Genomic DNA, 13,347 nt, shown 5'->3' with positions numbered 1-13,347 from the left:
GTAAAGCCTCCGCTGTTGTTATGGGCACAGCTGTTATCTTTTTACGGCCATCGGCGCATTCAGCTCGGCGCGCTTGGCCAGCAATTCGAAGACACCGGGGTAGGCGGGGCGCTCCAAATAGCGGCCCGCACCGCGCTCGGCGCGCAGCTCACCATCCCGCCACACCCATTTGCCCTTGCTAATGGTGTGACGGGCAATGCCGCGCACCGTTTTGCCCTCGAAAATGTTGAAATCGACGTTCTGGTGGTGGGTTTTGGCAGAAATCGTCCGGGTGCCGTTGGGATCCCACACCACGATATCTGCATCGGAACCTACTTGAATCGCCCCTTTGCGCGGGTAGAGGTTGAAAATCTTGGCGGTGTTGGTCGATGTCAGCGCGACAAACTCCTGGGGCGACAGCTTGCCGGTGTTGACGCCTTCATCCCACAACACGGCGAGGCGGTCTTCCACGCCAGCGGTGCCGTTGGGGATTTTAGTAAAGTCATCCTTGCCCGCGGCTTTCTGATCGGCACAGAAACAGCAGTGGTCGGTGGCGGTGGTTTGCAGATTGCCCGACTGCAAGCCGTGCCAGAGCGCTTCCTGGTGGCCCTTGGGCCGGAAGGGCGGGCTCATCACGTGGGCAGCGGCGCGGCCCCAGTCGGTATCCTGGTAGACGCTATCGTCGATGAGCAGGTGCCCGGCTAAGCATTCGCCATAAACCGGATGACCCTGCTGGCGGGCGTAGGCAATTTCATCGACGGCATCTTTGGTGGACACGTGAACCAGATAGATCGGTGCGCCCAGGGTGCTGGCAATGCGAATCGCCCGGCTGGCCGCTTCGCCTTCCACCTGGGGGGGGCGCGAAAGCGGATGGGCTTCCGGCCCGGTCATGCCCTGGGCAAGCAGTTTTTGCTGCATGTGGTAGACCAGCTCACCGTTTTCGGCGTGAACCGTAGGCACCGCGCCTAGCTCCAGACAGCGCGAGAAGCTTTCCACCAGAATGTCATCAGTGGCCATGATCGCGCCCTTGTAGGCCATAAAGTGTTTGAAGCTGTTCACCCCGTGTTCATGAACCAGGGTGCCCATTTCCTCTCGCACGCTATCGTCCCACCAGGTAATCGCCACGTGGAAGGCAAAATCGGTGGCGGCTTTTTCCGCCCAGCCTTGCCAGGTTTCGAAGGCCTCAAGGAGCGACTGACCTGGCTGTGGGATCACGAAGTCGATGATCGAAGTGGTGCCCCCGGCCAAGGCCGCGGCGGTGCCGGTATAGAAATCTTCGCTGGCCACGGTGCCCATGAACGGCAGTTGCATGTGCGTATGGGGATCGATACCGCCGGGCACCACCAGTTGATCGCTGGCATCGACAATTTCACACCCTTCAGGGACATCTAGATCGGTGCCAATCGCATGGATTTTACCGTCGACACACAGTACGTCTGCGCGGTAGGTATCGGCGTGGGTGACCACGGTGCCGCCCTTGATTAATAAGCTCATCGTTCGCTCCTGTTGTTTTTAAATAGAAAACTTAACCAGCAACCTGTTTTTTACCAGCAGAATCATTCACCGTCGGTCAGGCGGGTATAGGTTTCCGGGCGACGGTCGCGGAAGAACTGCCAGTTGTTGCGTACCTCCCGCACCATGTCCAAATCGATCTCGTGCACCAGCAGCTCGTCTTCTGTTTCGCTGGCCTGAGCTTCGATTTTGCCGCGAGGGTTAACGATATAGCTGGAGCCGTAAAAGTCGCCGATGTTCCACGGCGCCTCGGTTCCAACTCGATTGATCGCAGCGATAAAGCAGCCATTGGCGGCGGCAGAGGCAGGTTGCTCTAACTCCCACAGGTATTGGGAAAGACCGGCCACGGTGGCGGAAGGGTTGAAAATCACCTCAGCGCCGTTGAGAGCAAGCGCCCGCCAGCCTTCGGGGAAGTGACGGTCGTAGCAGATATACACGCCGATTTTGCCGTAGGCAGTATCGAACACTGGCCAGTTGGATTTTCCCGGCTTGAAGAAGAATTTTTCCCAAAAACCGGCTACTTGGGGAATATGGGTTTTGTGGTACTTGCCTAAGTAACTGCCGTCAGCGTCGAATACCGCTGCGGTGTTGTAGTAAACACCGGTTTCAGTCTCTTCATACACCGGCACGATGATCACCATGCGGTGCTCGGCGGCGAGCTTCTGCATCATCTGGCAGGTAGGGCCTTCCGGTACCCGCTCGGCGGCGGCGTACCACTTGCCGTCCTGGCTGGGGCAAAAGTAGGGCTGGTTAAACACTTCCTGGAAGCAAAGCACCTGCACGCCCTGGTCAGCCGCTTGCTGAATCATTGGCAGATGTGCCTCGTTCATGGCGTCGCGAATAGCTTCTGGTTCAAGATCGGTGCTGGTTTTCAGGCCCATCTGAATCAACCCGATTTTCATATTCTGCATGAGACGCTCCCTCTGATTGTTGATGTGTAGCGTATGTTTGTAGTGTTCTTGAAACTAGTTTTGTAAAGCTGACGAAATAGACAGCTTTTGTTGAAAGTAGCGCTGGGTAGGTGGTTTTAGCAAGTCTTTAAAGGAGATTTGTTAAATCGTCTTTAACTCATTGAGTTTGCTTATTTTTATTGTTCCATTTGGTGATATTCACTTTTTTGGTGAGGTCTTGCACTGTTTTGGATGGTTTTTTTATTCTTTTAAAATCATTGGTTTGGTATATTTCTAGCGAGTGTTTTTGGTTTTTTTCTGTTTGAAATTGGTGCAAATATTTTTTTTGATCTAGCTTTGTTTAGTTGGTTTTTGTTTTAGGTGGGGAAAATATAAAGATAACAAGCTAACAATAATAATGTTGTCCAGGAAGGCAGCTTTTTAATCAATGAGTTAATTGACCTGCTTTTTCAAGTAGGCATGCTTATTGCTTGTTTTCTAAAAGCTATGGTTTCTAAGAACGATGGTTTTGAAAAACAATGTTTTCTAAAAGCCATGATTTCTAAGCGCCTTTTTGAAAAGCTCCACTGGCCGTGGGAGCTAGGCAGCGCAATAACGCAATGCTGAGGAGATAAAAAATGACCGAAACAACCTCTCAGATGGTGGATCGAGGTGGGCTGATAGAGCTAGATGTAGGGGACGATGTACGCAGTAGTTCGCGCTTTAATGAGGATATTGCGCCTACCCAGGCCAGCGAGCGCACCTGGAGTAAGTGGAATATTGCGGCACTCTGGGTAGGCATGTCGATCTGCGTGCCCACCTACACCCTAGGCGGGGTATTAACCGCCTACTTCGGGCTGAGCGTGGGGGAGGCGTTGTTTGCCATTTTGTTGGCCAACGTGATCGTGCTGATTCCTCTTACCTTAAACGCCTTTCCCGGTACGAAGTTTGGTATTCCTTTTCCGGTGGTTTTACGCTCTTCGTTCGGTATTTTAGGTTCCAACGTACCCTGTCTGGTGCGCGCCCTGGTCGGCTGCGGCTGGTTTGGTATTCAAACCATGTTTGGCGGTTTGGCCATTCATCTGTTGCTCTCCGAGTTGATTCCCGCTTGGGCTGCGATGGGCGGTGTTGGTGAAGTCATCGGCTTTTTTGTCTTTGGTGCGATGAACCTCTATGTGGTGATTCGTGGTGCAGAGTCGATTAAATGGTTGGAAACCTTCGCCGCACCGCTGCTGTTAGCCGTTGGTGTTGGGCTGATGATATGGGCGTGGCCAAATATGTCGATGTCCGAACTACTGGCACAGCCGCCGTCGCGGCCTGAAGGGGCATCGGTATACGGCTACTTCTTCGCGGGCTTAACCGCCATGGTGGGTTTTTGGGCCACGCTGTCGCTGAATATTCCCGATTTCAGTCGCTTTGCCAAAAGCCAAAAAGATCAGATCGTTGGTCAGGTGATTGGGCTGCCGCTAACGATGTTTTTCTTTGCCGCACTCGGTGTCGTGTTAACCGCTGCTTCCGAAACGCTGGTAGGGGAAACCGTTGCCGACCCGGTACGTTTGATTGGCTATATCGACAGCCCCTTCTGGGTGGTACTGGCGATGCTGTTGATCATTATCGCCACGATCTCTACCAATACGGCTTCTAACATCGTGTCGCCTACCAACGATTTTCAGAACATTGCGCCCAAATTGATTAACCAGACGCGCGGCGTGCTGATGACTGGCGCGGTGGGCGTGTTGTTGATGGGCTACGATCTGCTGCAAAAAGCGGGCGTTATTCCGCCAGGGGTTTCTCTGGAGCAGATGTACTCCAACTGGCTGCTGGGTTACTCCAGCCTGCTGGGGCCCATCGCGGGCATCATGGCGGTGGACTACTTCCTGATCAAAAAGCAGCGTTTGGATGTGCCCAGCCTGTATATGGATAACCATGCTTATCCTGCGGTGAACATCGCGGGTTTTATCGCCTTTGGCGTGCCGGTGGCGCTTACGTTGCTATCGCTGTTAACTGGCACCATGAACTGGTTCTACGACTACGGCTGGTTTACCGGCTCGGCGCTGGGGGCAATTGTTTACTATGTGGCAAGCCAAGTGTTGGCGTCATCGCCCCAGGCGGGGCCAGCGCCGATAATGGCCAATGAGGCAACCGAGCAGCGTTAAACATACTGCCGGGTTTAGCTGCTTTTGATTAAGCGTAGAAACGCATCGACCACTCGGTTGGGGCGGCGGTCGTGGCGGGTGATCAGCACAAAGGGGATGCGGTAGTGCTGCGTGTTGGCATGCAACGCTCGCATCTTGCCCGCTGCCACCCACTGTGCAGCTACGTGTTCAGGCAGAAAGCCGATAAATCGCCCGGTAAGAATCAAAAAAGCGGCGCCTTCTCGGTCGGATGCTGAGGCACGAAGGCTTAGCGCATCATGCGCCTGTCGGGCCTCAACCGGTAGCGGATAGCGGGGCGAAATAGCCGAGTGTTGGGCGATATCAGCACCACTGAGCGTGTCGTCGTCCTCCGTAAACAGGGGATGGCCAGCCGCACAGTAAAGATATGATGGCTCATCATAAAGGTGCCGCGCTTCTAAACTGGTGGGCAGGTTCACTGCAGGCACTACGCCGACGTGCAAGTGGCCATCCATCACCCCTCGAATGACCGCGTCAGAAGGCTCCATATGAATATGCAGCGTGACCTCATGCTCCGGCGCGCTGAGCTCAGCCAGTGCATTGGTCACGTGCATGGCGGGTAGTGTCACCAAATTATCGGTAATGCCGATATTCAGCTCGCCTTTAATCGTTTGGTGCAGGGCGTTAACGTCGCTTTTAAACGTTTCAAGCGCGGTCAGTAGCGTCAACCCTGCCTGATAAATCTCTTTACCCTCTTCGGTTAAACTAAACCCGCCACGCCCCGCTGGCAGAGCGAAAACCCCAGCCTCCCCTCCAAGTCGTTCATGTGTTGGCTAATCGCCGAACGACTAATGCCCAGCGTGGTTTCCGCCGCGGTAAAGCCACCGCACTCAACGACCGTCTTAAAAATACGGATTAGGCGTATCTCGTAGTCGCTCATTTGGCCCAGCGATGCCATAACAATTTCCTGGTAGATTGGCTATCCATGCATAACGTCACGCTTTTCAGGGCATTAACGGTGATAAAAACTGATATACATCCTAAAAGCACCGCGGCACTATCGGATAAAGCCACGTGTCAGCGCGTGTTATGTATCATTTTTAGTTACTTTTTACACTGTATCAGGTGTCCCCCTGGGTTACCTGAATAAGGCTTCTGCGCGATGTCCGCTACCTCCAATGATGTAAATGATGATGTATTGAAAGCCACCAAGACTTATCGCCAACAGCGCCGCCATGTGATTGCGCTATATCTGCTAGCACTGCTTGTCATGATGGTGCTTTTCGGCTGGCTGCTGAGTGAACAGTATCGGCAAGAAATTGAGGCCGCCGAGTCGCGGATTACCGCCCGCGCTAATGTGGTTGCTGAGTGGGCAAAAGGCGTATTTGCACAAAGCGGGCAAGCGCTTTTTGGGCTTGCTGAGATGCTAACCCTGCAAGGCATGCCAGATAGCGATAATGCCCAGGCCCTTCAGCGCTCGCTAGAAAACCTGACCCTGTATGTGCCCATGGTGGACGAAATCGCTGTGTTGAGCGCTGAAGGCCGAGTAATGGCGAGTGGCCGCAGCAGCCGAAGAGCAGGTGCTGATATCAGCGATACGACGTTGTTTAATGCCTTTAAGCAAGCAGGACAAGAAGAACTGATTACCCCGCTTTACTGGTCTATCAGTGACCAACGCTACTATTTGTACCATGGTCGACGATTAGAAACCTCGTCCGGCGAGTTTGCTGGGGTGGTCATCTCTAGCATTGTACCTGAAGTGTTTGCCGACGCCCTGGAGCAGATGAGTGTCTATGACGGCGAGAGCATTGCCCTGGTCGACCCCGGATTAAAATTTATTGCTCGCTACCCGACCCCCGAAAAGCCATTTTCGATTGGCAGTCAAATTGAGAGCCCAGAAACGGCCGAGTGGCTTACCCGTGGTGAGTCCACATGGTCAATCAACATTGACTCACCTATTGATGGCCGCAAACGGCTGTTTCGCATGCTGAGAGTAGGCGAGTATCCGATGCTGGCTGTGGTTGGCGTTGATCTTCACGAATTGCTCTCGGCCTGGCGGCAGCGTGCTTTGATTTTAATGTTGGTGACGGCAGTGATTGCCCTGCTGGGTGCTTGGGGGGCGCGCCACTACCTGAATCGTTTAGCGTTGTCGCATCAACTACGTCAGCGTATTGAGGAGCGTGAACAGGCCCGTGCCGAGGCCCAAATCGCCGCTGCCGCCTTCCAGACGCACTTAGGCATCCTTATTACCGATCCACAGGGCATCATTCTTAAGGTGAATGAGACCTTCAGCCGCATTACCGGCTATAGCGAAGCGGAGATAGTGGGTAACAATCCGCGCATGTTTAGCTCTGGGCTACAAAACGCCGCCTTTTACCGCCGTTTATGGAAGCGTGTTATCAAAACCGGCAACTGGGAAGGCGAGATATGGAACCAGCGTAAGAATGGTGAACTGTTTCCCGAGTGGCTAACCATTAGCGCTGTCTACAGCGTTGAGGGCACCTTAACTCACTACGTGGCCACCATGAGCGATATCAGCGAGCGTAAAGCCGCTGAACAAGAGATTCATCAGCTAGCATTTTATGACACCTTAACCGGGTTGGCCAACCGGCGGCTGTTTATGGATCGCATAGGTAATGCCCTTAAAGAGCTTCAGCGCCATCAGCGTTGCGGCGCACTGCTATTTATCGATATCGATAACTTTAAGCAAATCAATGACACTCTGGGGCACTATGCGGGGGATCAAGTATTGCAGAGCGTTGCTCGGCGAATGGGGCAGATGTTGCGCGATACCGATACCTTGGCGCGGCTGGGAAGCGATGAATTTGCGGTATTAATCGAAGGCGTGGATAGCAATTACGCTCAAACCACCCGGCTGGCAGAGCGTATTGCGCACAAGCTGCTGGCAACTCTTAACGAATCAATCACTCTGGCCGAAGAGAGCATCACGGTGACGGGGAGTATTGGTATTGCGATCATGGCCAGCAATGAGTACGGCGTGGATGACTACCTGCAGCAGGTAGATATGGCGCTCTTTCAGGCTAAGAACAACGGCCGCCATGGCGTGTGCTTTTTTGACCCCTCGATGCAGGCTGCGCTTCTGGCCCATGTGAAATTAGAAGCGGATCTGCGCCAAGCGCAGGCCAGCCAGCAGTGGCAGCTCTATTATCAGCCCCAAGTGGATCACCATGGCGTGATCACTGGCGTTGAGGCGCTGCTGCGCTGGCATCATCCTGAACGCGGCATTGTTTCACCAGGCGATTTCATTCCGCTGCTGGAAAGCAATGAGCTGATAAACGATGTAGGCGAATGGGTATTGGAAGATGCCTGCTATCAATTAGCGCGTTGGGCGCAGCATCCACGGCTAAGCAAACTGACCATATCGGTGAATATTAGTCCGCTTCAGTTTCGCGATGAGCAGTTTCTGGCTCGTGTAGAGGGGGTGTTTGCGCGCACTCAGGCGCCGCTTCAGCGGCTAAAACTGGAGGTGACCGAGTCACTGTTTGTGGAAGCGCGAGACGACGCCAGAGATAAAATGCTTGCCCTTAAAGCGCGCGGTGTACGCTTCTCTCTGGATGATTTTGGCACCGGCTACTCGTCCCTGGCCTATTTAGCGCAACTGCCGCTGGATCAACTGAAAATTGACCAATCCTTTGTGCAGCAGGTGCTCGAAAGCCAAGCCAACGCAGCGATTGTCGAGAGTACCATTGCCCTGGCAGAGAGCCTCAATCTAGAGGTCATTGCAGAAGGCGTAGAGACCAAAGCGCAGCAGGCGTGGCTACTGGCGCACGACTGTCACGCTTATCAAGGCTATCTGTTTGGGCGGCCGGTTACTGCAGAGGCCATCGAGAGATTGATTACGGGCGCTTAACCCAGCGTCAGTAAGCGGAGTTGGCCTTCGATATCGAGAGCGGGGCTCGTATCGGGAAGAATAACTTCCAGCCGGGAGTCTTGCCGCCACGCGCTGCTTTCAACGCTCAGCGTACCTCCGGCGCGGTTAAAGCGTTTCCAGCCGCTATCGGTATGAAACACGCCTTTAATGCGTGCCTCTCTGGGGAGTTCTCCCAAACAGGTGGCCAAGCTATCCAGGTCGAAGCGCTCGCTTGGGTGCCAACGTAACCCCGTACTGGTGTAGCCCAGCGAAGTGCCGGTTTCACGCTGGGGCTTGCCGGGCGGGGGCGGAAAATCAAAAAAAGACCCGGCTAAGCTGGGTGTTGCCGCCAACTGTTGATGGTTGGCGGGTACGCTGATATCGCTCCCTTCGGCGCGTCCGCTCTGGGTCAACAGTCCTATGGGGAGTTCGCCTTGGGGAGCTTCCTGCACCCATTTACGCGGTGGCCAGCGCTGTGCCACAAACGCATGAGCGGCGCCGAGCTGCTCGGGCGTGCTCTGGTCGAGCATGGTGAGTGCCACGGCATCGGCCATATCGAGCTGGTCGCGGAAGGTGTCGTGCGTTCGGGAGCGGGCGTCATCTAATCGGCGTGGGTCGAGAGTAGCAATAATATCGCGTACCTCGACCACTTGCTGGAAGGCTTCCCCTCGCAGTAGATCCAACAGACCTGCCGGGTGGCCAAGGCCTGAGGGCTCGATGATGACGCGATCAGGCTTGCTGCGTGCGAGTAAATTCACCAGCGCCGCTTGCAGTACAAAGGCGAGCTGGCAGCAAAGGCAGCCGCCGGGAAGGCCCTTCACTACCACATCATCACGGGCATCAAACATCGCCTGGTCGATGCCGATTTGGCCAAACTCGTTGACCAAAATGGCCCAGGTTTCATCCACAGGCTTCTGTTCGATGAGGCTGTGGATAAGCGTTGTTTTACCGCTGCCGAGAAAGCCGGTAATGATATGCACCGGCACTTTTGCCAACCGTTCTGACGCTGCCAACGCCTAGCCCCCTGTCATATTCATAAAGCGTACTACCTGCACATCGCCATCGGTGGTGAAGTGATGGCGCTCGGGCTTAAGCGGCAGGGCGTTGATGATCGCCTCTTTTAGCGCCTGCATATTACCGGGGTGACGGCGTAGCACGGCGCGAAGATCGACCGAGTGTTCGTTGCCTAAGCACAGCAGCAAGCGGCCTTCCACGGTCACGCGCACCCGGTTACAGGTATCGCAAAAGTTGTGGCTATGGGGGGAAATAAACCCAACCCGGCTGTCGCTATCGGCCATCTTGAAGTAGCGCGATGGGCCGGGTGTGGTTTCGGTCGTGGGGATCAGCGGATAGCGCGTTTCGATCAAGTCTTGAACGTCATCGCTGGAGTAGAAGGTTTCCGCCCGTGAGTGGTCAGAAACATCGCCCAGCGGCATCTCTTCGATAAAGCTAATATCGAGGTTTTCCTGGCGTGCAAAGGTGACCAGGTCGATTACTTCGTCGTCATTGCGACCTTTTAAGATCACCGCGTTGAGCTTGATGCGTTTAAAGCCCGCTTCCTGGGCGGCATGAATGCCGTCGATCACTTTGGCTAAATCGCCGGTGCGGGTGAGCTGCTTAAAGCGCTCCGCATTTAGCGAGTCCAGACTAATGTTCAGCCGCCGCAGACCGCTTGAGTAAAGCTGCTTGGCGTGCTTGCGTAGGCTGGCGCCGTTAGTGGTCATGGTGAAGTCGTTAAGGCCTGGCATGGCGCCGATCTCATCGACCAGTTGCTCAATGCCGCGGCGTACCAGCGGTTCGCCGCCGGTAAGGCGAATTTTCTCGACCCCCAACTCGGTGAAGGGCGCCGCGCCACCATGGCGATCTCTTCCAGCGTCAGTACCTGGGCGCGGGGCAGAAACGTCATCTCCTCGCTCATGCAGTACACGCAGCGGAAATCGCAGCGATCGGTGACCGAGATGCGCACGTAGCTAATGCGCCGACCAAAGTCGTCGATCAGTTGCTGGTCAGCGTCTGGCTGGACAGATCGCTGCTGATTAGCTTGTGGTTGTGCGGGTCGTTGCTCGGTCATAGCCATCCCGTTAGTGGTTGTATGCTGACTACCTCGCCTGACTGGGCGCCTGCCTGGTCGTCGGCAAGCTCAATCAAGCAGTTAGCAGCCACCATCGAGGTTAAAATGCCCGAACCCTGGGCGCCGGTACTACGCACGAGTAACCGTCCTTCGCTATCAGTATGGTAAACGCCACGGATAAAGTCAGTGCGCTTCAAGCGACTTTTTATGGCGGTGTCGGCAATCGCAGTAAGGCGATGGGGTGTTGATGTCGGCTGCCCATACAGCCGATCCAGCAGCGGCGAGACAAACTGTAGAAAGGTTACCATGACCGCCACCGGATTGCCGGGCAAGCCAACAAACGGCGTGCGCTTTTCACCCAGCCAGCCGCAAGCCATGGGGCGCCCAGGTCGCAGCGCTACCCGCCAGAAGGCTAGGCGGCCTAACTGTTCCAGAGCCTCACGGGTAAAGTCAGCCTGGCCAACGGAAACACCGCCGCTGGTGATTACCAAATCGCTCTGCTCTGCAGCGTCTTCAAGGGCCGTTTTAATGGCGTTTAAATCGTCTGGGAGAATGCCCAGGTCAATGACATCGGCGCCGTGTTCGGCAAGCAAGCCATCAGGGTGAAGCGATTGGCATCGTATATACCTGCTTTGGGCAGCGGCTCACCGGGAGCAGCGACTTCATTGCCAGTGGAAAAGATCGCCACCCTTGGGCGCTGACATACGGCAACATCTGCGTAACCTAACGACGCTAAAAGCCCTAGGGCCGCCGCATCGAGCCGTGCCCGCAGGCAGTGCCGTGTCGCCGAGACCAATATCCTCACCGGCCTGGCGAACATGTTGGCCGTGTTTGAGGAGTTCTGGCGACTCGATGATCACATGCCCAGGCTGCTCATCTAACGGTTCGCGGAGCTGTTCACTCATCACCACGGTATCGGTGCCCGGCGGCAGTGGGGCACCGGTGGTGATGCGTACACAGTGACCGGCAGGTACTAATTCGCGGCGATACTGACCGGCCAACACCTCTCCAGCCAACGGCCAGCGGGTCTGCTTGGCTCCAACACCTTCTCTGGGCAAGGCTAGCGCTACGCCGTCCATGGCCGCATTGGTATTTTGCGGCACGTTAATGGGGGCTTTCACGGTTGTGGCCAATCGGCGACCATGAGCCTGCGCCAGCGGAATCCGTTCGCTGCCCAGCGGGCGTTCAATCAAGGTGGCGAGCGCCTGACGCGCTTCGTCCACGCTGAGCATCTGCTCGCCAAGATCAAAGCAGGAGAGGGTCATTTCACCTCCTTGCTCGAAGAACCCATGAGTACTTTTTCCAGGTGCAGCTTCTCTTCCTCAGTATTAAGGTTAGCAAAGGCATCAGGGCAGTCCGACATATCAACCTTGCACCAAGCATGGCGAGCGTACCAACGATCGATCTTACGCTCGCCCTCGGCCAAGGTGGCGGCCAAATCATCGGCCAGCGAGGTGCGCAGTAGTGCAACTACCGGGTGCAGCCGTTCGCCATCAAAAGCCACAGCGATATCATGCTGGCCAATACCTTGTACCATGCGCGCCACTAAATCGTCAGGTAGGGCGGGGGAGTCGCAGGGAACGACCAGTAGCCACGGCGTTTTTGCCGCCTGCAGGCCGCTATAGATCCCCATCAAAGGGCCTTTAAAGCCGCCTTCGGCACCGTCCATTACAACATCCGCTATAACGCGATCGGCAAAAAAACGGTAGGCGTCAGCATTGCGGTTGGCGTTAATCAGTAGCTCGGCCACCTGACCTTCAAGGCGCTTCACCACATGGCCGACGAGTGGCAGGCCCGCAAAAGGCTCCAGCCCTTTGTCACGACCGCCCATTCGGCGCCCTTCGCCGCCCGCGAGAACCATGCCAGTGAGGTCGTGAGTAGGGATCATGAGCTTGCCTTTTTTGATGAGCGGTATTCTTGCGATGAACGGGCATGGGATGGGCGCGGTGGAATAGCGTCCAGGGCTAAACGGTTTTGGGTGTTGATCGCTTGGAAATGGCGCCCTTTGGCGCGGGCAATTAACATCACGCCGAAGCGTTCGGCCAGTTCGACGCCTTTTTGGGTGACGCCTGAGCGAGAAACCAGCACGCTAATGCCCATTTGTGCCACTTTGAGTACCATTTCGGAAGTCAGTCTCCCGGTGGTGTAGAAAATATCCGCATTGGCGCTGTCGGCCTGTTGTAGCCATTGGCGCCCCGCCAAGGTATCCACCGCGTTATGCCGTCCTACGTCTTCAACAAAGTCGAGTACGTCGGTTTGCTGGCACAGCGCGCAGCCATGAACGGCGCCAGCGCTGCGGTAGGTCTCGTTGTAGGCGTTAAGGTTTTGCAGCAGCTGATAAAGCGTGGATTGTGCCAATTGAGTATCGGGCAGCGCCGTGAGAGCGGTTTGGTCGAGCAGTTTACCAAATACCGTGCCCTGGCCGCAGCCGGTGGTGACCGTACGGGTGCTTAAGCGTATTTCTAAATCCTCGGGCAGATGGCGAGTAATCACTACCGCGGCTTCTACTTCCCAATCGACTTGCACGGCCTCTAAATCAGCCGCGGCGTTCAGCAGCCCCTGATTGCGCAGATAGCCGACCACCAGAGCCTCCGGGTCGTCACCCAAGGTCATCAAAGTGACAATTTCACGCTTGTTGAGGTAGACCGTCAACGCTCTTTCAGCGGCAATCGCCTGCTGGCGTGCATCGCCATACTCGTCAACGATGCTGATCTCGGTAGTGGCCGGTAAGCGGGCTCGGCTTAACTGAAGGGCGTGCATCCGCAATCCTCGCTGCTGATATGAAAGCATCTGAGCCTGATAAAATACCTGAGTAAAAAGGTCAGAGTTGACGATGATGGCGCTGGAGAGGCTTACTTGTCTACCTGTTCGACTGCTATCCGTTCAAAGTCTAGGTGCTTCGCTTAAGTA

The 13,347-nt window shown here is 55.3% G+C and carries 7 protein-coding genes and 3 pseudogenes; 2 read left to right on the top strand and 8 right to left on the bottom strand.

The window, feature by feature from the left end; translation table 11 throughout:
• Positions 1 to 33 precede the first annotated feature (33 nt).
• On the bottom strand, positions 34 to 1,473 hold the full coding sequence (gene hydA, locus FDY98_RS18570; RefSeq protein WP_027957026.1) for a dihydropyrimidinase: 1,440 nt from the start codon (positions 1,471 to 1,473) through the stop codon (positions 34 to 36).
• Between the two features lie 62 nt (positions 1,474 to 1,535).
• Entirely contained in the window at positions 1,536 to 2,402 is an 867-nt protein-coding gene (locus FDY98_RS18565) for a nitrilase-related carbon-nitrogen hydrolase (RefSeq protein ID WP_009285885.1), read from the bottom strand.
• Between the two features lie 617 nt (positions 2,403 to 3,019).
• Between FDY98_RS18565 and FDY98_RS18560 the strand changes: the two genes are divergently transcribed.
• The gene (locus tag FDY98_RS18560; RefSeq protein ID WP_009285884.1) at positions 3,020 to 4,537 is read left to right on the top strand and encodes an NCS1 family nucleobase:cation symporter-1; all 1,518 of its coding nucleotides are present in this window, start codon (positions 3,020 to 3,022) and stop codon (positions 4,535 to 4,537) included.
• Positions 4,538 to 4,551: 14 nt separating this feature from the next.
• On the opposite strand, the pseudogene FDY98_RS18555 reads toward FDY98_RS18560, so the two are convergent.
• Positions 4,552 to 5,453: pseudogene (locus FDY98_RS18555) on the bottom strand (LysR family transcriptional regulator).
• Between the two features lie 204 nt (positions 5,454 to 5,657).
• Here FDY98_RS18555 and FDY98_RS18550 point away from each other — a divergent pair.
• Positions 5,658 to 8,366: a bifunctional diguanylate cyclase/phosphodiesterase gene (locus FDY98_RS18550; RefSeq protein WP_027957025.1), complete on the top strand. Its 2,709-nt coding sequence runs from the start codon at positions 5,658 to 5,660 to the stop codon at positions 8,364 to 8,366.
• Here the strand turns inward: FDY98_RS18550 and FDY98_RS18545 are convergent.
• The 5 genes and pseudogenes from FDY98_RS18545 to FDY98_RS18525 form a co-directional block, all read right to left on the bottom strand.
• Positions 8,363 to 9,379, bottom strand: a complete 1,017-nt coding sequence (locus tag FDY98_RS18545; protein ID WP_027957024.1) for a CobW family GTP-binding protein — start codon at positions 9,377 to 9,379, stop codon at positions 8,363 to 8,365. The genes FDY98_RS18550 and FDY98_RS18545 overlap by 4 nt on opposite strands.
• Positions 9,380 to 9,382: 3 nt before the next feature.
• Positions 9,383 to 10,437, bottom strand: a pseudogene (moaA, locus tag FDY98_RS18540) (GTP 3',8-cyclase MoaA).
• Positions 10,434 to 11,702: pseudogene (gene moeA, locus FDY98_RS18535) on the bottom strand (molybdopterin molybdotransferase MoeA). Before moeA ends, moaA begins: the two co-directional pseudogenes overlap by 4 nt.
• On the bottom strand, positions 11,699 to 12,325 hold the full coding sequence (gene mobA, locus FDY98_RS18530) for a molybdenum cofactor guanylyltransferase MobA (protein WP_009285880.1): 627 nt from the start codon (positions 12,323 to 12,325) through the stop codon (positions 11,699 to 11,701). The pseudogene moeA and the gene mobA overlap by 4 nt, the downstream one beginning before the upstream one ends.
• Positions 12,322 to 13,197: a formate dehydrogenase accessory sulfurtransferase FdhD gene (locus tag FDY98_RS18525; RefSeq protein ID WP_022521826.1), complete on the bottom strand. Its 876-nt coding sequence runs from the start codon at positions 13,195 to 13,197 to the stop codon at positions 12,322 to 12,324. Before FDY98_RS18525 ends, mobA begins: the two co-directional genes overlap by 4 nt.
• Positions 13,198 to 13,347 lie beyond the last annotated feature (150 nt).

It is taken from the genome of Halomonas sp. PA16-9 (assembly GCF_009728585.1).
Lineage (GTDB): Bacteria > Pseudomonadota > Gammaproteobacteria > Pseudomonadales > Halomonadaceae > Vreelandella > Vreelandella titanicae.
Note: the sequence above shows the minus strand (reverse complement) of the source record. Positions and strands in the feature narration are given on the sequence as shown.

Bases quoted from the DNA above. Each gene is read 5' to 3' on its own strand.
- hydA (WP_027957026.1), bottom strand. From the start codon at position 1,473: ATGAGCTTATTAATCAAGGGCGGCACCGTGGTCACCCACGCCGATACC.
- FDY98_RS18565 (WP_009285885.1), bottom strand. From the start codon at position 2,402: ATGCAGAATATGAAAATCGGGTTGATTCAGATGGGCCTGAAAACCAGC.
- FDY98_RS18560 (WP_009285884.1), top strand. From the start codon at position 3,020: ATGACCGAAACAACCTCTCAGATGGTGGATCGAGGTGGGCTGATAGAG.
- FDY98_RS18550 (WP_027957025.1), top strand. From the start codon at position 5,658: ATGTCCGCTACCTCCAATGATGTAAATGATGATGTATTGAAAGCCACC.
- mobA (WP_009285880.1), bottom strand. From the start codon at position 12,325: ATGATCCCTACTCACGACCTCACTGGCATGGTTCTCGCGGGCGGCGAA.
- FDY98_RS18525 (WP_022521826.1), bottom strand. From the start codon at position 13,197: ATGCACGCCCTTCAGTTAAGCCGAGCCCGCTTACCGGCCACTACCGAG.